Raw genomic sequence first — 21,712 nt, forward strand, 5'->3', positions numbered from 1 at the left:
ATACTATTGAAAAAATAGGGCGTTTATAGCCATTGAGCCAGCTTTAGGTTAAATATTGGCTGAATACTAAACATGTAACATTTTAGATACTATGGTTTTGGATAACTGCTATGCGTCTGTCTACTGTTGATTTGCAAAAACGTCTGAACCCCGAAAAACCGAAAGGTTTGCCTATGGGTTTGGCCATATTGATTGCTTGGCTGGCAGGGGCAATATTTATTTTTGCGCTCGCGCCTTATGGTATTTGGCCAGTAGCACTGGTATCGCCCGCTATCTTATACGCGCTATTGATGCCTGAGATGACAGGTCGCCGAGCCTTTTTTATCGGTCAAGCATACGGCACGGGGCTATGGTGCGTGGGTGCATTTTGGCTCTATACGTCCATCCATGTCTATGGGGCGACGCCCGCATGGCTGGCGTTGATTATGATTGCGCTGATGGGTCTGGGCATGGGCTTGTTTCATGGCTTTTTGGCGTTGATTTTTAATCGACTGGTTGGCAAGCAGCCTTTGGCTTTTGCAGCGCTTTGGGTGTTGCAAGAGTGGATGAAGACTTGGCTGTTCACTGGATTCCCGTGGTTGTTCGTCGGTTACGCCTTTACCGAGCAATATTGGCTGTCGTCATTAGCACCCGTTGCCGGCGTATTTGCTGTCTCTTTTGTCGCCATCCTGTTAGCGGCAAGTGCCGTTGAGCTGTTGCGTCGCCGTGGTGGTTATATGATTGCGACGGCTGCCTTGCTGGTGCTTAGCGTCTCGTTATGGTTGATAAATCCACAATGGACGAAACCTAAAGGCACGCCTGATTTATCGGTATCACTGGTTCAAGGCAATATTCCGCAAGATCTAAAATGGCTGACCGAGTATCAAGTAGAAACCTTAAAAATCTATGCAACCTTGACGCGTACTGAGTGGGGACGTGACATTGTTCTGTGGCCTGAATCGTCGATTCCAATGTTTCAGACCGAAGCTGTAGGGTTTATCAGTGAAATGGTAAAAATGGCCAAAGCCACCAATACCACGTGGGTCACCGGTATTCCTTACAAGGATGAAGCAGCATTTGATCCGAGCACGGATAAATACCCACCGTTTTATAATAGTGTTATTGCGTTAGGTGCGGATGCAGAGGGCATGTACAAAAAGCAACGGCTAGTACCTTTTGGTGAATATATTCCGTTTGAAGGTCTGCTTGATATTTTACCCAACTTAGCTGGTAGCCAAGAGATTATGAGCTATAGTCGCGGTAGCGACAATCAGTCACCACTGCGTGTACGTGGGCACAACTTGGGCGCGGCCGTTTGTTATGAAGTTGCTTATCCCGATACCACGCGTAAAAATGCGATTGGAACCGACTTTTTATTGACCATCTCAAACGATGCCTGGTTTGGCACCTCGGCGGGTCCACTGCAACATCTACAAATGGTACAAATGCGCGCGCTTGAGAATGGTCGCTGGTTTATGCGAGCGACCAACACTGGTGTGACCGCTATCATCGACCATAAGGGCCGTATTGTAGAGCGTGCCCCGCAGTTTGAACGGACGGTACTACGCGGTGATATTCAGGCACGGGTGGGTAATACACCATTCATGCGTTTTGGTAACTACCCGATTTTGTTCATTATAGCGCTCCTATTGTTATTGAGCTATCTTGGCAAGCGCGCGACCCCTCGAAGCCGTTCGGTCAGCTAATGAATCAGACTAGCAAATGCTAATTTGAATGATTTATTCGATAATAAACCCTTTAAATCGTTAAGGGTTTTAACAAATCGACATAAATTGCGATATAATAGCCAAATATTTCAAATATTTTGTGTAAGGTGGATAAGGTATGTCAGAACATATTGTCGAAAACAACCCTAAGAAAGAGTTCTTATTTGCTTTAGGCGGTGTTGCCTTATTTTTAGGTATCGTCTTACTCATTGGTGTTTCAGCATTCTTGCGCCCAGCAGGAGAGCACATTACGGCTGAGACGGCAGAAGAATCTGTTGCCACTGATACAGCCGCCGCGAGTGCTACTGAAGACGCAGCCCCCGCTGAGACCGATAGCGCAGCAGCGCCAGTAGAAGCAGGCACTGATACAGCAGCACCGGCTACGGCTGCTGATGCAACGGTCACACCAGCTGCAGATACGAGTGGCGCGGTAGTGACAGCGGAAGCAGGTACGGCATCAGCATCAGGTACGGTAAACCAAGCCGCTGTTGGCGATGCTGACTTGAGCGCAGAACAAGCTGATGGCGACCTAGACGCTGGTAATACCGAAGAGACAACAACCGCAGAATAAGCGTGTCCTTACCTATACTGAATGCTATTCTTATAAGATTAATTTTGCAGAGCAACTTTTGACAAACAGCGTTTTCAAGAATGGCTAGTCTTATTATTAGTGCTCTATAAAACAGTTGACCGCATTTCTTCATTGATAATCCCAACAAAAACTCGCTCTTAGCGCTTAAGAGCGAGTTTTTTTATGGGTATTTGTGTAATTATTAGCCAACTTTTTCTTTACTTGGTTATAACCAAGTGAGACAATGTTCCGCCTATATGACCGTTCATCTGCGTAATTGGGTAGTTGGTCATCACTAATATGATATTTAAAGGAATAAATGTATGAGCAGAGAATCAAAGTTAGGGGTTGGTGCTGCTGAACTGGAAGCGCTAGACAACGGCTTTATGGGACATCCAAAACCATTACGTCCGCTATTTTTTACGGAAATGTGGGAGCGCTTTTCTTATTATAGTATTCGCCCACTACTCGTACTATTTATGGTGGCGACGGTAGGCAGCGGTGGTTTTGGTTTTGATGATGTTACCGCATCGGCCATTTATGGTATTTTTGCGGGTTCGCTATATTTAGCAGCAGTACCGGGCGGTTGGTTAGCCGATAATTGGCTAGGTCAGGAGCGTGCTTTGTGGTGGGGTAGTATCATTATCGCCCTTGGTCACTTATGTATTGCGCTCTCCGCATTATTTGGCATGACGCTGTTTTTCGTCGGCTTGATGTGTATTGTTATGGGTTCAGGACTATTTAAAACCTGTATTTCGGTGATGGTTGGGGCGTTGTATTCTGAAGGTGATGTACGTCGTGATAGTGGTTTTACCTTATTTTATATGGGTATCAATATCGGCGCATTATTAGCCGCACTCATCGTCGGTATCTTTAAAGAAAAAGGTATGTGGCACGTTGGCTTCGGTGTTGGTGGTCTTGGGATGTTGGTCTCACTACTCATCTACCGTTTTTCTGCTCAAAAAACGCTAACACACTATGCGCAAGCGAAAGGCATCACGCCTGAGTGGGAGCGCTCCAATGACCGTTATAAACATATAGGCCGCTGGGTCGCTGGATTCTTAGCGTTGCTAGTGGCAGTCGTCGTTTTAGTCTCTACAGGTCTGATGCCGTTTCAACCGCAGATGGTGGCGGAGTATATGACTTATATCATTGCAGGTGTAGTGATACTGTACTTTGCCATTATGTTCATCTCACCTAGGCTTGATAAAACCGATAAGCTGCGTCTATTGATTTGCTTTATTTTAATTATCGGCTCAACGCTATTTTGGTCAAGTTTTGAGCAGCAGCCGACGTCTTTTAACTTATTTGCTGACCGTTATACAGATTTGGATGTTTTGGGGTTTGAGATACCGAGTATTTGGTTCCAATCATTAAATCCTTTGTTCATTCTACTGCTAGCGCCAATCGTCAGTATTATCTGGGTTAAGCTTGGTAATAGAGGTGTTGAACCTAGTAGTATGGTGAAATTTGCTCTTGGTATGTTACTTGCCGCTGCAGGTTTTGGCTTGATGATTGTGGCCTCGAAAAGTATTTTGACCAATGATAGTGGGTTGGCATCACCTTTGTGGTTGGTAGGTAGTTTGCTACTACTCACCCTTGGTGAACTGGCACTTAGTCCTGTAGGTCTGTCTTCAATGACTAAGCTTGCCCCAAAAGGGATGCAAGGGCAGATGATGGGACTTTTCTTTGCTTCTTTAGCCATGGGTAATTTGGTTGCCGCATTTTTCGGTGGCAATGTCTCAGCGGATAAGATTGAAGGCTTACCAGATCTGTTTACGACGATGACAATTTTATTGGTTGTTACGGCTGCCTTATTACTGGTATTAGCGAAGCCTATTAATAACATGCTACAGAAAAGTGAGCGCGCCGATAAAGTCAGCTAATCAATAGGGTTTTCAATAAGTCATTGAGCGAGTGTAGCGCACAAGTCAATGACAGAGGATGAGACGTGTTACCATTGCTGGTAGCACGTTTTATTGTTTCATTCGGTGAGATATTTCTCTTCGGCCATTGAAAGCCTGTTATCTGCCCAGACATCTAATGATGTTCTACTGTAATGCTATTTTGCTGAAATAATAATTGGCCTCATATATTTGGCATCTGACTTTTTACAACATTTTAATTCTCAAACTATTGAATTTGGCTGATTCAAGTACTGATCATTTAATTAAACTTTAAAGCGATTTTAAACGCCCAAATAAGACGGCTATCCATAGTCGCCTCACAGTAGTATTTTTTACATCTAATTTCTCCAAAATCAATAAGGACACATTCAATGAATAAACAAACCATTCATGATCGTATCGATAGTTTACGCAAAAGCTTAGTTGCCCAAGACCTTACTGCGATTATCGTCCCCTCTGCTGATCCGCATTTATCTGAATACTTACCAGAATATTGGCAATCCCGTTTATGGTTGTCAGGATTTACAGGCTCTGTTGGCACGCTCGTCGTTACCGCTGATTTTGCTGGCATGTGGACCGATAGTCGTTATTGGGTGCACGCCGCTGATCAATTAGAAGGCACAGGTATCAGCTTAGAAAGGCTCGCGCCTGGTAAACCAAATCATATCGATTGGCTCGCCGAGCATTTACAAGAAGGTGATAGCGTAGCAGTCGATGGCAATGTGCTGTCTATCGCCGAGCAAGATAAGCTGCTAGACGCCTTTGATGCTAACGACATTACCTTGATCACTGAGCGTGACGTATTGACAGAAGTATGGAGTGATCGTCCAGCGCTGCCATCAGCAGAGTTGTATGCCCACGATGAGCAGTTTCTCGCCCAGTCCGCTACCTCAAAACTTGCTGCCGTGCGTGCCGGTATGGCGGATGCAGGCGCAACGCATCATTTGCTTTCCAGCTTAGATGATATCGCTTGGTTGACCAACTTACGCGGCGCTGACGTCGATTATAATCCTGTGTTCTTATCCCATATGCTGATTAGTGCAGACAAAGCAACGTTGTTTGTCGATAATAATAAAGTCAGTGCTGACATCGCTAAGAGCCTAAAAGACAGAGGTATTGCCCTTGCTGATTATGAAGCGGTACAAGAGGCATTGGGCGCCCTGACACCAGAAGATTTGCTGCTATTAGACCCAAGCAAAGTCGCAGTGGGTACACTATCAAGGATGGCAGACGATGTGGGCTTTATCGAGCAAATGGCACCGAGCACGTTGCTAAAATCGGTTAAGTCTGACGCCGATATCGATCATGTACGTGAAGCCATGCGTCAAGATGGCGCTGCATTAAGTGAATTCTTTGCCACATTTGAGCAGCGTCTAGCAGATGGCGAGCGTTTAAGTGAGCTTGATGTCGATAGCATGCTGATTGAGGTACGTAGTCAGCAGCCACATTATGTATCGCCAAGCTTTCCAACGATTGCAGGTTTTAATGAAAACGGGGCATTGCCACATTACCGTGCGACGCCAGAAAAGTTCAGCTACCTTGACGTCGCTGAGGGCGAGGGCGGCTTATTACTGATTGACTCAGGGGCGCAGTATCAAAACGGCACCACCGATATCACACGCGTGGTCGGTATTGGCAAAGTAAGCAGCGAGCACAAGCGTGACTTTACCACCGTGCTCAAAGCCCATATTGCCTTAGCAAAAGCGCATTTCCCTGATGGCATTGCTTCACCACTGATTGATGCGATTTGCCGTGCGCCATTATGGCAGGCACAGATGGACTATGGTCATGGTACTGGTCATGGCGTTGGTTACTTCTTAAACGTCCATGAAGGCCCGCAAGTCATTGCTTATAGTGCCAGCACGCCAAAAGAGCGGGCGATGAAAGAGGGTATGATATCGAGTAATGAGCCGGGTTTATATCGTGAAGGTAAATACGGTATTCGTATCGAAAACTTGATGGTAAATAAACGGGTTGCTCAGCCAGTAGAAACGGAATTCGGTAATTTCCTTAACTTTGAAACAGTGACTTACTGCCCCATTGATACCCGTCTGATTGAGCCGTCATTGTTGGATCAAGTAGAGATTGATTGGCTGAATGAATATCACAGCCAAGTCTTTGCTGAGCTAAAAGACCGTGTTGATGGTGCGGCATTAGAGTGGTTAACTGAGCGTACACAAGCTATCTAATTATAGTCAGAGCACTTTTAAACCGCTACGGTGTTACCCGCCCTAGATGTACTCAGTGTACTATCTGCGGTCAGTCGCCTTGTAGCGATTCTGAAATTCCTTGACTATACAAGCTTTGCAACTACCAACCTGAAATAAAAAAAGCCCTATAAACGATTTACGGGGCTTTTTCTTACGTGAATACTACTTATTACCTGAATACGGATTATTGACTAGGTGCTGTTATCCAGATGCCGTTTATTATCCAGATGCTATATTTAACTTTTTTGCGCATCTTTATGAGTTACTGATTTATCTTGCTCACCCAAATGTTGAGTCATCTCAGCACGTAGCCAAGATTTTAGATTTTCAGACATCAACATCATTTGCTCACTGAGATAGTCATCAATCTGCATCTCAAGTTCACGGATCAATTCTTGATGCGTTGCGCTTAGTTTTGCATCTTTTAATGCCAGTTTGATGGCGGCGCTGGCTTTATCATTGACAGCTTTGATACTGTTGTCATTTTTAATGTCATTATTATTTTTGATGCCATCATCGTTTTTGCTAAGAGTATCGTTAACAGCGTCATTTTTTGCAGCATCTGATTCTTCGGCGACTGTGCTTTCAGAAGAATTATTTGCAGCGCTATTGGCAGTATTGTTATCAGTATTTGTCTGGCTGCTATCGGTAGGGGCAACTTTATTATCAAGGCTATTTTTATCGGCTACTAGCTGTTCATTTTTCAGTTGTTCTTTTTGTGCAGCTTTTGCTTCTTCATGCAGTCGGGCTTCTTCTTTTAATTTTGCCTCTTCTTTGAGCTTAGCATCCTCTACCGCTTTGATTCTTTGTTCTTCTTCGAGACGTTCTTTTTCAGCAGCGGCGCGCACTTGCGCTTGTTTGTCGGCGATGGCTTGGGCAATCGCTTGCTCGGCTTCATGATTTTCATAAAGCTCATCGACATGCGCATCTAGATCATGGGTGCTAAAAACAAAGCTCTCAAACGGCGTCTCGGTTTGTAAGAGGGTGGTGATATCCTTTAGCTCTTGGGTAATGGCTGCGCGAATAGGCTCAGGCGCACACGTCCAGCGCTGGTAAAACTGATGGGAAAATGAGTAGCTTGACATGGTATCTTCCATAAATGTTCCAAAAATTACCCCTTATCATACGCAAGTACGATAAGGGGCTGCAAGTGGACAAACGTAGCAAATCTGACACCAAGGTTACAATGGATTGCCTCACACGCTTTTAGGCGTTCTTTTTCGCTTTAGGGTTGAACTGGCCAGCGCGCAAATACTAACGAGCCATTGGTGCCGCCAAAGCCAAAGCTATTGGACACCGCATATTGCAGATTTTCAACTTTACGTGATTGGTTAGCCACGTAATCAAGGTTGCAGTTATCTTCGACATTGTCCAAGTTAATGGTTGGCGGTATATGCTGATGTTGCAGGGCAAGGACAGTAAATATCGCTTCGACACCACCAGCAGCACCTAGCAAATGACCGGTCATGGATTTGGTTGAGCTGACCAAAATGCTGTCCTTGACGGGCGCAAATACCGTTTCGATAGCAATTGATTCAGCGACGTCACCAGCAGGGGTGCTGGTACCATGAGCATTGACATAGCCAACGGCGGCAGGCTCAATGCCTGCATCATTTAAAGCGTTTTTCATCGCTCGTGCCGCGCCGCTACCATCTTCTGGTGGCGCGGTAATGTGGCTGGCATCATCGCTCATACCAAAACCTACCAGCTCGGCGAGGATCGTGGCACCGCGCGCTTTGGCATGAGCAAGGCTTTCTAGCACTACCACGCCTGCGCCGTCACCGAGCACAAAACCGTCACGATCTTTGTCAAATGGACGCGAGGCTTTGGTCGGCTCATCGTTGCGAGTAGAGAGGGCGTGCATGGCACCGAAGCCTGCTATGCCCAGTGGGCTAGAGCCTTTTTCACTGCCCCCTGCCAGCATGACATCGGCATCACCGTAGGCGATTAAGCGCGCAGCGAGACCGATAGCATGAGTGGCGGTCGTACAGGCAGTCGACGTCGCGAGATTTGGGCCTTTTAAGGTATGTTTAATCGCGACCAATCCTGCTGCCATATTGACAATAGAGCCAGGGATAATGAAGGGTGAGACTTTGGTAGCGCCTTTTTCACGTAAGGTATCACGGCTGTTTTCGATGGTTTGTATACCACCAATCCCTGAGCCTAAAATAATGCCAAAACGCTCTTGATCCACGCCTTGCACAGGGGCGTCAGCAGCGCTGACTTCGTCGATAAAGCCCGCGTTCTGTAATGCCATGCTAGAGGCAGCGATGCCATAATGAATAAACTCATCATAGCGGCGGGCGTCTTTGGCATTCATATATTGTTTGGCGTCAAAGTCCTTGACCACACCAGCGATTTGCGCACGATATCCGGTCGTATCAAAGTGGCTAATTGGGGTAATACCACTCTCGCCATTGAGCAATTTCGTCCACGAGCTGTCAACGTCCAGACCCAGTGGCGTAATGGCACCTATGCCAGTAACCACCACGCGCAACTCATCAGAGCGCTCATAGTGGGGCGGCTTATGACGCGGTTTGTGCGCCGAGGTTGCGCTAACTTGATCAGCTTGCGAAGTGGTTGAACTGCTGTGTTGACTCATGCGATATATCCTGTACTTACGGTCCTAAGAGGATGTTATTTCAGAAGCCATTATAAAACACATAAGTGCACGCATGTAAACTAAAATCAGTAGACTATGCAAAACACACTTGTCCCAACACCACATTTTTACTCGCGCCAGTTACTGCAGGCAAGTTACCCGTTTCACCCATCAAGGTCTGCCGTGCCAACCAAGCAAAAGCAACGGCCTCTACCCATGTAGGCTCTAGTCCTAAGCTGGCTGTAGTTTCCACACTGCACTGAGGCAAATGCGTGCGCAAACGGCTCATTAGGTAGTCATTTAAGGCACCACCACCACAGACATAAACTGCACTGTTTTTATTATTTTTGATAAATTGGGTGATTTGGCTACTGGCGCTGATAGCGGTCAACTCGGTTAAAGTCGCTTGCACATCGGCTGCTGCATAGCGGGTATCGACAGTGGTCTGCTCGAACGTCTGCAGCTCAGCTTGTAGCCAAGCTAAATTAAAGTCCTCACGCCCCGTGCTTTTCGGATAAGGTTTTGCAAAAAACGGATGGGCTAATAATTGATTGAGTAGCGGCTCGATAATTTGTCCAGACTGCGCCCAAGCGCCACCAGCGTCATAATCTTTACCCGTGTGCAATGCTGCCCATGCATCCAATAATAGGTTGGCAGGACCCGTATCATAACCAATCACAGCATTATTATTAATAACAGCCTCATTTACCGGCTTATCATTGACTGGTAAGACGGTAATATTGGCAATACCGCCCAAATTTAATAACACTAGCGTACTATCAGGCGTGGCAAATAAGGCTTGGTGAAAAGCCGGAACCAAGGGTGCACCTTGACCACCGACCGCCATATCACGGCGGCGAAAATCACTGACCACGCTAATGCCCGTACGCTCAGCGATAATATTGGCATCGACCAATTGTAAGCTAAAGCCCATCTGTGGACGATGACGCACGGTCTGCCCATGACAGCCAATCGCTAGCACTGACTCTGCGTCGATATCTGCTTGTGTTAATAAAGTATTGACCACCTCGCTGGCAAACTCACCATACTCGCGGCTTGCCCAACCGAACCACTCCAATTCGCTATGGCTTTCACTGTTGGGCTCAGCATCGCTGGCTATCAATTCCTTGACACTATTGGGCTGACATAAGGCCAATAACACTTCGCGCAGTCGTGGCGGGAAGTCTTGGCTATGAGTTGCTAACAGTCGCATCGGTGCTTGGCTATCTTCTTCAGCACTACTATCATTACTGAACTGACACAATACGGCGTCCATACCATCTAAGCTGGTACCCGACATCATGCCGATATATAAACCCTCATCGAAGCTTTCAAATACCGTCTGTTCAAGGGTTTCGGCGAGCGATAAAGCATCTGAATTTTCAGGTACACTTGAATCTGAAAGATCGTTATTTTTATTATCAATCGTTGACCGAGGCTTGGTCATGGCAATTTTCCTTAAAAAACGCTAGTATATCTGCCAAATTCTAACATTTTTTGCTGGCTACGAAACTTTAATCCCGTTCCCAAAAATCAGAGTAGCAAGAAAAACGAGCGCAAGTACTATATCTAGTGGACTAAACGAGTTTGACGCCGCTAATCGTATTTTGGGGCTTGGGATAAATAGGCCAAACGCTTTACCCTTTTAATAAAGACAATAAAGAGATCATCATGACCACGCAAACTTACACCCTAGAAGAACAACTTGCCCTAATTCAACGCGGTACGCAAGAAATCCTATCTGAAGAGGATTTAATTGCTAAGCTTAAACTCAATCGTCCACTACGTATCAAGGCAGGCTTTGATCCTACTGCCCCCGACTTGCACTTAGGTCATACGGTATTGATTAATAAGCTGAAGCACTTTCAAGACTTGGGTCATGAGATTTACTTTTTAATTGGCGATTATACCGCCAAGATTGGTGACCCCTCTGGCAAAAACAGCACGCGTCCGCCATTGACTGATGAGCAAATCAAAGCCAATGCGACTACTTATGCTGAGCAAGTATTTAAAATCTTGGACAAAGAAAAAACTCGCGTAGTCTTTAACTCTGAATGGTTCAACGATATGTCAGCCGCTGATATGATTCAGCTGGCCAGTCAGCAAACCGTCTCGCGTATGCTTGAGCGTGATGATTTCTCTAAACGCTATGCTTCACAGACCCCAATCTCTATCCATGAGTTTCTCTATCCATTGGTGCAAGGTTATGACTCTATCGCGCTGAAAGCGGATATCGAGCTTGGCGGTACCGATCAGACTTTTAATCTATTGATGGGGCGCACGTTGCAAGGTCGTTATGGTCAAGAGCCACAAGTGTGTATTACCGTACCGATTTTGGAAGGCTTAGATGGTGTGAATAAAATGTCCAAATCATTGGGCAACTATGTCGCTATTTATGATGCACCGGGCACGATGTACCAAAAACTGCTATCGATGCCAGACACTCTAATTCGCCGTTATTTTGAATTTTTAAGCTTTAAGCCGATGGAGGAAGTCGAAGGCTTAATGGCAGAGATGGAAAACGGTCGCAATCCACAAGAAATCAAACGTATTCTTGCCGAAGAATTAATCGAGCGCTTCCACGATGCTGAGGCGGCTGCTAATGCACACAAGTCAGCGGGTAACGTGCTTGCTGATGGCGAATTGCCAGTTGATTTACCAGAAGTGACATTAGAGTTGGAAGGGCAGGACGCATTATTTATCACGCAGATATTAAATCAAGCAGAGCTTGCCAAAAACAGCTCATCGGCTAAAGATATGATTAAGCGTGGTGCGGTAAAAGTAGATGGCGAAGTCATCGATGCGGGCTTTAGCTTAACGTCTGGTCAGACAGTCGTTATCCAAGCAGGCAAAAAGGCGTATGCGAAAGTGACGGTGGGTTAGGTTAAAGACAATTCTTTTATAAAGTTTAATTTAAAATAGGGCTATAATATTAATTATAGCCTTGTTTAACTCTAAAAGGATATTCTAGGAAGTTATGACAAATCGTCAATTAGTGAGACATTCTCCAATAGCATTGAGTCATTACCGACAACAGATGTCGCTATCTGTAGATTTGCTTGCCAAAAAAACCTCCATTCCTTCTAAAAAAATTGAAAGTGCTGAGGTCGAGAATAATGTTTTCACAATTAAACAGCTCAATAAATTAGCTGACATACTTCTAGTACCAGTTTCTTATTTAACTTTTGATTCAGTCATTAGTCGTGAATTACCTAAAGTCATTGATTTTAGAAATAAGTATGAAGATATATCAGGAGAAGATGAAGAGCAAAGTTATCAATTCCAAAAAGTAGCTCAGGAAGCATATATCGACAGAGACAATCTATTAAGTATTTATGAGTCTTTAGATGAAAATATAAGTAATTTTGGTTTAAATCTCTTAGGAAGTAATGCACAGCACGATGCACAATTAATCATAGATTTCTTAAATTTAGAGGAAGAAAATCTTTTAGAGTCAGGCTCTGATTATTATAAGTCTTGGCGTACTATAGTGGAAAAAAATGATGTAATTGTTTTAGAGAAATCAAATCCTTCTTTAAGCTCAGAAGGTATGTCTTTGTACTATGATAAATTACCTATCATAGTGATTTTAACTACGGGACAGTCACCCGCACGTCGACTTTTTACTCTAATACACGAACTGGTACATTTAGGTTTGAAGCAAAGTGCTTTGGACGGCAACTTGATATATTCTAACTATACTGAAGAGGTTTATTGTAATGAGGTTGCAGGATATGTTTTAGTCCCTAGTTCAATTGTCTATAAATATTACTCTTCGAACTTATCTCTAAGTGAGAACATACTAGCAATTCGAAAGGTTACTAAGGCTAGTCGACCAGCTGTTGCTATTCAGCTTAAACAATTAGGTTTAGTAAAACAAATAGAGCTTGAAGACTACCTAAAAAGCCTTCAAGTTGAAAACTCTGGAGGTTTTGGGGTTAAGAAGAGACACACCACATATAATCATTTTGGTAAAGTTTATTTACAGCAAGTATTTTCAGCTATTTGGAAAGAAGAGCTAACTATTAACTCTGCAATGGACTTGCTGAGAATTCCTAATCGTATTGAGGATTTGAAGTACTTAGAAGATAAGGCGTTTTCTTGATGATAAGAGTCTGTTTAGATACTAATGCTATTATTGATATTTGCTATCGATATTATCCTATTGAAATATTCAAAACAATTTGGGATTCGCTTTTAAACTCGATATCTGCTGGACTTATTAAATTTGTCGTTTCTGAAGATATTAGACAGGAAATTTACGGTCGAGTAGCGCTTTTCGATGGGTATTCACCTATAGTTTTGGATGATTTTTTCAAATCATTCAACATTGAAGTAATAAGAAAGACGACATATCAAACTCAACTTTTATCTCTACAAAATCAAATGATTGAAGAATTACCATTCTTTCAGAACATGAAGGTAGAGAGGCGTTTAAAGAAGGTTAATGGGATTAGTAATGATCTATCTAATATAGCTGTTGCTATAAGCAAAAATGCTTGTGTTTTGACAAGTGAGCAAGGGTTTAACAAAGATATATCTAAAGAATTAGTAGGTGACATAAAGATACCTGATACATGTAAATATAAAAGCATAATATGTTATACATGGTTAGATTTATTTAATTACCTCGGAATCAATAAAATTTAATGAGAAAATGATTTTATGACCCAAACCATCCCCCAAGGCATTTACCGCCACTATAAAGGCAGTCTTTACCAAGTTTTGCATACCGCGCAGCATTCAGAAACAGAAGAATTGCTAGTGGTTTACCGCTGCCTATACGGTGAGTATGGCGTTTGGGTGCGACCATTAGCGATGTTTACTGAAACTGTGATAAGTGACGGTAAGGAAGTGCCAAGATTTGAGCTGATTAAAGCCTTAGTGGATTAAACTGGACAATTTTCTGACAACTTATAATAAAAAAAAGCGACTTATCAAGGTCGCTTTTCTTATTTAATTCAAAGCCAAAGCTAATCAGCTATTTAAGAAGTCAATCAAAGCCTTATTAAATTCATCTTTATGAGTGACATTAATGCCATGTGGGCCACCTTTAACCACATGTAATTGGCTATCATTAATCATATCGTGCGAGCGTTGACCACTAGCTTCAAGTGGCACGATTTGATCGGCATCGCCATGAATAACTAAGGTTGGCACATCGAATTTCTTCAGATCATCACGGAAGTCGGTGTAGGCAAAGGATTTGACGCAATCATAAGTCGCCTTCGCTGAAGCAAACGAGGCGATATCGCGGTTATATAAACGCATTGGTTTGCTAACTAGTAGCTTACCCTCTGCTGGCGTAAAGAAATTCTTGGTAAAGTCGTTTAAGAAGGCAATACGATCGCCGCTGACGCCATCTAAGAATGCTTGAATATCTGCTTCTGCTAAGACCCCATCAGGATTATCATCAGCTTTGAACAGATAAGGTGGAACAGAAGAGGCGAGTACCGCTTTGCTAATGCGTTCTGAACCAAAGTTGCCCAAATAGCGAGCGACTTCGCCGCCACCCATAGAGAAGCCAACGATAGTAGCATCTTGCAGATCCAGCTCATCCATCAATGCTTTTAGATCTTGCGCTAAGGTATCGTAATCATAACCTTCCCATGGCTTAGACGATTGACCAAAGCCGCGTCTATCATAAGTAATGACTTGATAACCAGCTTCAACGAGTGTCATCAATTGCGACTCCCAAGCGCGTCCACTCAGCGGCCAGCCATGGATTAATACCACAGGCTTGCCGCTACCTTAGACCTCATAATATAAATCGACAGCTTGATTGTCTTGCTGTGCAACGCTAACGTAAGGCATACATTGTTCCTTTTAGAATTATTATTAAAAAGTATTTTATTTTAACGTTACTGCGCTTACACAGCTAACGTCAGGTTTTTAGTATAAAAGGTGGATAGAGCGATTACTATGACGGGTTGTACAGTAACAGTGTCGATTATAGAGTGGTTCTGTGACATCGCAGTAAGTTGCACTGAGCTAGCGATTCTGCAAAAACTCTTTTAACACTCGATAAAACCCAATCGGCTCATCCAAGGGAATGGCGTGACCTGAACGTGGCAAAATAACTTCAGTGGCGTTAGGCAGCATTTGGGTAATCTTCTGCTGCCATTTGGGATCATAAAGCTTAGAGCGACCACCGATGAGATTGACCACAGGAATAGTCACTCTATCTATGGCACCGCGAAAATCGTAAGGTAAGACCAAATAGGCTTGCAAGCAGCGCATTTTTTGATGCCAAATGCTGTGGTCGTAAAGCGCGAGTGTGTGGTCGTTTTTATGAGTCATCGTTTGTATAAAGGCTTTTGAGCGCGTGCGATTAACGGATAATAAAGAAAACAGCCTTTCGACATCGGTTGCATGGCGCTTAAGCGCAAAGGGCAGATGGGTAAAGCTATTAGAGTCTGCATAAGGTAAGGTCAGATCGATTACTTCTTGAAAGATATCGAACACTTCTTGTTGCCGTGTGCCAAATAGTCCTCCTTGCCAGTCATCTTGATTATGAATCGCTAGATTTTGATCAATATTAAGATAGCGACTGACTCTTGAGGCACCAAAACGCTCAAAATAAGCCCACATGACTTGCGCGCCCATCGAAATAGCTGCCACTGGCAACGTCTCTATTTGACGCCATTCACAAATTTGCTCAATCACAGCGTTAGTATCATCCGCATATTGACGGACAAAATCAAACTGTTCCATCATGATATCTTTTGCGGCACCAAAACCACGCAGATGCGGCAAATAAAAAGTATATTTACCCGTCAGTGCCAAGATAAAAGGTAAGAACTCGCGTGCATCCATCCCATAGGCATGCAGCATTAGCACTGGCGTACCTTGACCAATGACTGGAACGGGCAGCGACGTACCGTCAGCAGCAGTAACGGTCAGCGTTTGCAACTGGTAACGCGACTGGTAGCGACTGGGCAACGTCATTAAATTGGTCATCATAGCGTCGTATTTCCGTGATAAATATCGTAACTGTTAAAAATAAGCCAAAAAACAAGCCAACTATTTTGACTATTGTTTTACTGCCACAGCTTTGCATAATCCGCATCGCTGAGCGCAGCGATATCAAGTGTATTTAACATATCTCGTAGTGCCGACCAACGACCAGCGTTGGGTTCAATAGGCGTTATCAAGCGCTTGAGCGTATCATTGATAATGTCATCCATCAGTGCCGACGCTGATTCACCTGTGTAACCATAATAAATCGCGCGTGCTTGCTCTGGATCATTGATACATAACTGGCCCATCTCAGTAGTGATCTTGACGAACTGCTGCAACGCTTCTTTTTTAGCGTCCCAAATACTATGCGTCGTCATCAGCTCAAGCGCTGAAAAGTTGGGATAGGGCGATAAGTTTTGATCAATAAAGGTGTAGTCCAGTCCAGCGTGATTGGCCTCAATACCTTCAAAGTTATAAAAGCATAACCAAGCGCCATCGAATTCGCCCTGACCTTTAGGGTTGCCATCGCCTTCCTGCAAATGCTTTAAATGCTGAAAGTCCGTCTCGACGAATTCAACATTATTACGATCCAATTCAAAGTTATTCTGCTTGGCATAACGATGCAGAATCTCAAAGCCGATTTTATTGGTAATGGGATTGGCTGCTGGCGTAGTAATACGTATTGGCTGGTTTTGCTGTAGCTTCTCCATGCTACTTTGCTTCATCAGCACGCCGCCATCGGTCACAAAAAAACAGCCGAGCGCTTTTAGGTCATCAAAATAATGTTCAAATAAATGAATCGGCTCATTGACGTGCAGGTCGATATTGCCTGCTTGCAACTCGGCAAAGCCATCATAATGCTCCGTCGGTTCAATCATGGTGATATCGAGTCCAGCTTTTTGATACGCACCGGTCTGAATCCCTGCGATAAACGGTAAATGGTCAGGATTCAAGAACCATTCTAAGGTCAAAGTCAGCGCATTATTCGTCATAAAATATCCTTATCTTATCGATGGGAGCTTGTTATAGTAAAATCTGCATTAATAAAAACAGTGCTCATAAAAAATAGCTAAGCTGACCATAGCATAAAATGAATAGACAGTAAGTGACGCTTGTGATTAAGAGTCATTATCTCAATTTGAAATATAACAATAAAGGGGCGATGCTTTATGAGCATATCGACATTGGCATCACTTGATAGCAGCCTTTACCCGCAAGTTTGGGAGCAGCAGACTTTTACCGATGCGCACAGCTTATTGATAGCCATGTTAATGGGTAATATCACACCAGATGCCAAGGCTTTTTCCGATATTTTCACTAGGCAATTACTGGCTAATGATATCTATCAACAGTGGATTAACTTTACAGTATTTGGCGGTTATCTGCAGCGTCAATTTATTGCTTTTTATCGGCAGACAGAAGACAGTTTTAATGCGGATATGCCAGCGTTATTTCGCCGAGAGTTGATACGTCATGCTCAGTATTTACCACTTGCGCAGACGTTGTTTTTGGGAGGAAGTATGCCAAAAATTGCGCGCTTAGATAAGCTGTTAACCACGACTGTGAATCCTGCCACAGCAGTCATCAATGCGCAGCAAGCCCATAAAAAATCTGTCATGGATCATTCAGAAGCAGTGATTAATCAGATAACCATCGTCGGAAGGCAGGTGGTAGGATTTCCGATACGTCACAATAAGCGCACCAGTGAGCGCACACGCAATGAAGTATTGATTTTAGATTTTCAGGAGTTACGCTTGGTCAATGAAGAGAATGTCATCAGCAAAAAAAGAAGCAACATAGGTGAGACTACGTTGCTTCGTTATTATGAATTACGTTAATGAGTCGAACGCTCGGCTAAACGTTTAAGAATCCTGCTTAGCAATCGTCAGCCCGTTATAGGTTTGTGCGACTGGCATGACTTCTAAGCGATTGACGTTGATATGAGCTGGCGATTCAATCAGCCATAATAAGATATCGCCGATATCCTCACCCGTCATGGTTTTGAAGCCATCATAAACTTGAGCAGCTTTATCGTCATCGCCATGATAGCGCACGTTTGAAAATTCAGTGCCCGCAACATTACCCGGTTCAAGGTTGGTCACGCGCACTTGCGTACCTATTAAGTCCGCTCGCAGATTTAAACTAAACTGTTTGACGAATGCTTTGGTCGCGCCGTAAACGTTACCGCCAAAATACGGCCAGCTGCCTGCAATCGAGCCAACATTAATGATATAACCGCTATCGCGTGCCACCATCGCTGGCAAGACCGCGTGAGTGAGCGCCATGAGACCTTTAATATTGGTGTCGGTCATGCGCATCCAATCATCAAGACTGGCTTTGTGCGCAGGCTCTGTACCGAGCGCCAGCCCTGCATTGTTCACCAGCACATCAATTTGCTTAAAGGTATCAGGCAGATCAGCGATAATTTGCGGGATAGCTGCCGTGTCACTCACATCCATCACCACGGGTAAAAACGCTTCGCCCAAGGTTTCTGCCAAATTATTAAGTTTATCTAGACGTCTAGCACAGCCAATCACCTGATGACCGTTGGCAATCAAACGTTCAGCCAACGCTTTCCCAAAACCGGCGCTTGCCCCTGTAATCAATACGTTCATTTTATATCCTTATCGTTGATGCTATTTGCTAGTGCCATGATTTTTATGACGATAGCTTGTTTAGGCTTACTGGTCTTACCTTAATGGCTATTATCTCAAAGGTGGCAAAATAATTACTTGTTTGACAACTGCTTGCCAAAGATTTTATCACCCGCATCACCAAGGCCTGGAATGATATAACCGTGCTCATCCAAATGGCTGTCGAGGGCAGCGGTATAGATAGTCACGTCAGGGTGCGCCTCATTGACCAAACGCACGCCTTCAGGTGCCGCAACCAATACCAACGCTTTAATATTAGTACAGCCATTTTTCTTGAGCATCTCGATAGTCGCAACCATTGAGCCACCCGTCGCTAGCATTGGGTCAATGATAAGGGCAGGGCGTTTGTCCATATGGCTGACGAATTTTTCAAAGAATGGCACAGGTTGCAAGGTTTCTTCATCACGTTGCAAGCCAACCACAGAAATTTTTGCCGTCGGAATCAAATCGAGCACACCGTCGAGCATACCAATACCCGCACGTAAAATCGGCACAATCGTTGCGGTCTTACCGATAATTTGCTCACCAGTGATTTCACCACACCAGCCTTCCATTGGGAAGGTTTCGATTTCAAAATCGCGGCTCGCTTCATACGCCATCAAGCGTGCAAGCTCTTTGGTCAAAGTACGAAACTTATAAGTACTACAGTCTTTTTCGCGCATGAGGCTGAGTTTATGACGGACTAACGGATGATCAATGACGGTAATTTTTAAGTCGCTCATAAGGTCTCTCTTAGTTTTGGTCTGATGCTTGCGCAGTTACTGCGGTTGCTATTAGTATAAAAGATACAAACACTTACCGCACTTCAACCCTATATCTAGCCCAGCGATAGTAAGCTTAATGCTTTAATTGAAAGTAAGCCAAAGGCATTTGTAGCAAGGCTATTTCCATTTAGACTGACTATGTTTGACTATAATAACGTCATGATAGATGAAGTAGTGTTTAGGCCTGCTATGATAGCAAAAAAACCGCTTTTCTGATGAAGAATCTTATGACTACACAACCATCCAATACTTATAATAATGCTAATAAAATGGATAATAATTCGATATTGTCCGCAGCTCGAGCAGCAGAAGTAGAAACCCATCCGTTCGGTCCAGTGTTACCACCCGATGCCACCGTGATGATGATGGGCACATTTCCACCGACCGCTGATAAATGGGCCATGAGTTTCCATTATCCGAACTTTTATAATGATATGTGGCGTATTTATGGCAAGGTATTTTTTGACGATGTGGATTATTTCAGAGTCGGTGATGAAAAGCGCTTTGACCCTGAGCGTATTCGCGCCTTTATGTTCGAGCGCGGCATTGCTTCTTGTCCTACCGTTACTCAGGCTATCCGCGAGACCGGCAATGCCTCAGATAAAAACTTAACCGTTGTCACCCCAGTTGATCTAGATAATATATTGCCACAAGTACCAAAGGTTGAAACCTTATTTACCACTGGCGGTAAAGCGACAGAAGTATTGCTCAATTTATTAGCTAAGCCACCTGCCAAATCCAAATATCCTAAGACCAATCAAAGTATGGCTTATCCTTATGAATGGCAAAACGAGCATAGTAAAAAAGCCGAGGTGAACAATCTTACCTTATATAGATTGCCGTCAACCTCGCGCGCATACCCGTTGGCGTTAGAGAAGAAAGTCGCTGCTTACAAAGACTTCTTTAAAAAGATAGGTAAACTATAAAAGCGTTATGTATAAAAGAAGAGTATATAGACAGCTTCTATATAGAAGAAATAAGCGATTTTAAGCAGAAAATGCTATTTCTTATCATGATAAAACTATTTTTAATCTTAACTGACTGATAAATATAAGATATTAATAATAAGGCGAGATAATCTTTAAAATAGCCAACAAATCCCCTTGACCCTCATATCAAACCGAGTATAATGCGTCCCAGTCGAAAGGGAAGGCGGTTTAGATAAGTGGTTTACCACTTAGGAGAATCAGCAAAATAAATTACTTTTAAAATAAAATAATTTACCTCTTGACTTACCAAATAAAGCGTCTATAATACGCACCTCATTAAGGCAAAGCAGGAAAGCTTATATGTAAATTACATATAAATAACCTGACTAACTTACTGAAACAAATTATAAAAAAGCTTGACAATCCCAATCATTATGATAAGATAGTCGGCTCGCTAGATAGCTTAACCCGCAAGGGATTAGAGCTAAATGGTGAAAGAGACACCCTATATAATCACCTACTGGACGACAGTAGATGAACACTATTTAAAAGCATAACTAAAGAACAACTTGTGTGGATTTTTGCTGATTCAGAATGCTAAAAAATAAAGTTGACTATCTTTTCTTTTCGGAGAGATTATTAACTATAAAAATTATCATTTAAGACAGCAGAAAAACTCAAAGTTAATTCATTACGAACATAATTTTTAGCGATTTTGCCAGATTAGATGAGCCAAGTTTAGTAGCCTCTTTAAAGGGTTACATAGCAAGATTAAACTGAAGAGTTTGATCATGGCTCAGATTGAACGCTGGCGGCAGGCTTAACACATGCAAGTCGAGCGGAAACGATGGTAGCTTGCTACCAGGCGTCGAGCGGCGGACGGGTGAGTAATACTTAGGAATCTACCTAGTAGTGGGGGATAGCTCGGGGAAACTCGAATTAATACCGCATACGACCTACGGGAGAAAGGGGGCAGTTTACTGCTCTCGCTATTAGATGAGCCTAAGTCGGATTAGCTAGATGGTGGGGTAAAGGCCTACCATGGCGACGATCTGTAGCTGGTCTGAGAGGATGATCAGCCACACCGGGACTGAGACACGGCCCGGACTCCTACGGGAGGCAGCAGTGGGGAATATTGGACAATGGGGGAAACCCTGATCCAGCCATGCCGCGTGTGTGAAGAAGGCCTTTTGGTTGTAAAGCACTTTAAGCAGTGAAGAAGACTCCGTGGTTAATACCCACGGACGATGACATTAGCTGCAGAATAAGCACCGGCTAACTCTGTGCCAGCAGCCGCGGTAATACAGAGGGTGCAAGCGTTAATCGGAATTACTGGGCGTAAAGGGAGCGTAGGTGGCTCGATAAGTCAGATGTGAAATCCCCGGGCTCAACCTGGGAACTGCATCTGA

General features: G+C 43.8%; 18 protein-coding genes and 1 rRNA gene. 11 read left to right on the forward strand and 8 right to left on the reverse strand.

Annotated elements, in window-relative coordinates; genetic code table 11:
- Nucleotides 1–110: 110 nt before the first annotated feature.
- From lnt to AAEY79_RS06850, 4 genes are all read left to right on the forward strand, one after another.
- The gene (lnt, locus tag AAEY79_RS06835; protein WP_201584635.1) at nt 111–1,685 is read left to right on the forward strand and encodes an apolipoprotein N-acyltransferase; all 1,575 of its coding nucleotides are present in this window, start codon (nt 111–113) and stop codon (nt 1,683–1,685) included.
- 139 nt (nt 1,686–1,824) lie between these two features.
- Nucleotides 1,825–2,277, forward strand: a complete 453-nt coding sequence (locus AAEY79_RS06840) for a hypothetical protein (RefSeq protein WP_201582841.1) — start codon at nt 1,825–1,827, stop codon at nt 2,275–2,277.
- 323 nt (nt 2,278–2,600) lie between these two features.
- The gene (locus AAEY79_RS06845) at nt 2,601–4,163 is read left to right on the forward strand and encodes a peptide MFS transporter (RefSeq protein WP_101211271.1); all 1,563 of its coding nucleotides are present in this window, start codon (nt 2,601–2,603) and stop codon (nt 4,161–4,163) included.
- 392 nt (nt 4,164–4,555) lie between these two features.
- The gene (locus AAEY79_RS06850; protein WP_350588387.1) at nt 4,556–6,373 is read left to right on the forward strand and encodes an aminopeptidase P family protein; all 1,818 of its coding nucleotides are present in this window, start codon (nt 4,556–4,558) and stop codon (nt 6,371–6,373) included.
- Nucleotides 6,374–6,630: 257 nt separating this feature from the next.
- Here the strand turns inward: AAEY79_RS06850 and AAEY79_RS06855 are convergent, their stop codons facing one another.
- From AAEY79_RS06855 to AAEY79_RS06865, 3 genes are all read right to left on the reverse strand, one after another.
- Entirely contained in the window at nt 6,631–7,491 is an 861-nt protein-coding gene (locus tag AAEY79_RS06855) for a hypothetical protein (RefSeq protein ID WP_201582845.1), read from the reverse strand.
- Between the two features lie 128 nt (nt 7,492–7,619).
- Nucleotides 7,620–8,996 carry a beta-ketoacyl-ACP synthase II gene (fabF, locus tag AAEY79_RS06860; RefSeq protein ID WP_201582849.1) on the reverse strand — a complete coding sequence of 459 codons (1,377 nt, stop codon included), beginning with the start codon at nt 8,994–8,996 and terminating at the stop codon, nt 7,620–7,622.
- 94 nt (nt 8,997–9,090) lie between these two features.
- Nucleotides 9,091–10,443, reverse strand: a complete 1,353-nt coding sequence (locus tag AAEY79_RS06865) for an anhydro-N-acetylmuramic acid kinase (protein ID WP_352287772.1) — start codon at nt 10,441–10,443, stop codon at nt 9,091–9,093.
- 224 nt (nt 10,444–10,667) lie between these two features.
- Between AAEY79_RS06865 and tyrS the strand changes: the two genes are divergently transcribed.
- The 4 genes from tyrS to AAEY79_RS06885 all read left to right on the forward strand — a co-directional run bounded on the left by tyrS (nt 10,668) and on the right by AAEY79_RS06885 (nt 13,889).
- Nucleotides 10,668–11,879, forward strand: coding sequence for a tyrosine--tRNA ligase (gene tyrS, locus AAEY79_RS06870; protein ID WP_352287774.1), 1,212 nt, complete (start codon nt 10,668–10,670; stop codon nt 11,877–11,879).
- A gap of 94 nt (nt 11,880–11,973) precedes the next feature.
- A complete protein-coding gene (locus AAEY79_RS06875; protein WP_025651557.1) occupies nt 11,974–13,101 on the forward strand; it encodes an ImmA/IrrE family metallo-endopeptidase in 1,128 nt (375 codons plus the stop codon).
- Nucleotides 13,101–13,646: a DUF4411 family protein gene (locus AAEY79_RS06880; protein ID WP_025651559.1), complete on the forward strand. Its 546-nt coding sequence runs from the start codon at nt 13,101–13,103 to the stop codon at nt 13,644–13,646. Before AAEY79_RS06875 ends, AAEY79_RS06880 begins: the two co-directional genes overlap by 1 nt.
- A gap of 15 nt (nt 13,647–13,661) precedes the next feature.
- Entirely contained in the window at nt 13,662–13,889 is a 228-nt protein-coding gene (locus AAEY79_RS06885; RefSeq protein WP_025651560.1) for a DUF1653 domain-containing protein, read from the forward strand.
- An 84-nt stretch (nt 13,890–13,973) separates the two neighbouring features.
- Here AAEY79_RS06885 and AAEY79_RS06890 read toward each other — a convergent pair whose 3' ends face one another.
- The 3 genes from AAEY79_RS06890 to AAEY79_RS06900 all read right to left on the reverse strand — a co-directional run bounded on the left by AAEY79_RS06890 (nt 13,974) and on the right by AAEY79_RS06900 (nt 16,948).
- Nucleotides 13,974–14,732 (reverse strand): alpha/beta fold hydrolase, encoded by a 759-nt coding sequence (locus AAEY79_RS06890; RefSeq protein WP_277235977.1) that lies wholly within the window; start codon nt 14,730–14,732, stop codon nt 13,974–13,976.
- A gap of 255 nt (nt 14,733–14,987) precedes the next feature.
- Nucleotides 14,988–15,959 carry an alpha/beta hydrolase gene (locus AAEY79_RS06895; protein WP_352287777.1) on the reverse strand — a complete coding sequence of 324 codons (972 nt, stop codon included), beginning with the start codon at nt 15,957–15,959 and terminating at the stop codon, nt 14,988–14,990.
- Between the two features lie 77 nt (nt 15,960–16,036).
- Nucleotides 16,037–16,948 (reverse strand): ABC transporter substrate-binding protein, encoded by a 912-nt coding sequence (locus tag AAEY79_RS06900; RefSeq protein WP_051395157.1) that lies wholly within the window; start codon nt 16,946–16,948, stop codon nt 16,037–16,039.
- Nucleotides 16,949–17,125: 177 nt separating this feature from the next.
- Here AAEY79_RS06900 and AAEY79_RS06905 point away from each other — a divergent pair, with 177 nt between their 5' ends.
- A complete protein-coding gene (locus AAEY79_RS06905) occupies nt 17,126–17,794 on the forward strand; it encodes a hypothetical protein (RefSeq protein ID WP_352287780.1) in 669 nt (222 codons plus the stop codon).
- A 24-nt stretch (nt 17,795–17,818) separates the two neighbouring features.
- On the opposite strand, the gene AAEY79_RS06910 is transcribed toward AAEY79_RS06905, so the two are convergent.
- Together AAEY79_RS06910 and upp are read right to left on the reverse strand one after the other, a co-directional pair.
- Nucleotides 17,819–18,571 (reverse strand): SDR family NAD(P)-dependent oxidoreductase, encoded by a 753-nt coding sequence (locus tag AAEY79_RS06910; RefSeq protein ID WP_201567836.1) that lies wholly within the window; start codon nt 18,569–18,571, stop codon nt 17,819–17,821.
- Between the two features lie 113 nt (nt 18,572–18,684).
- Nucleotides 18,685–19,332, reverse strand: coding sequence for a uracil phosphoribosyltransferase (gene upp, locus AAEY79_RS06915; protein WP_201567837.1), 648 nt, complete (start codon nt 19,330–19,332; stop codon nt 18,685–18,687).
- A 311-nt stretch (nt 19,333–19,643) separates the two neighbouring features.
- Here upp and AAEY79_RS06920 point away from each other — a divergent pair, with 311 nt between their 5' ends.
- Entirely contained in the window at nt 19,644–20,300 is a 657-nt protein-coding gene (locus AAEY79_RS06920) for a DNA glycosylase (protein WP_101210706.1), read from the forward strand.
- A 776-nt stretch (nt 20,301–21,076) separates the two neighbouring features.
- Nucleotides 21,077–21,712, forward strand: a 16S ribosomal RNA gene (locus AAEY79_RS06925); the annotation flags it as partial.

Source organism: Psychrobacter sp. GW64-MNA-CIBAN-0177 (genome assembly GCF_040309585.1).
In the GTDB taxonomy this organism is placed as follows: Bacteria; Pseudomonadota; Gammaproteobacteria; order Pseudomonadales; family Moraxellaceae; genus Psychrobacter; species Psychrobacter okhotskensis.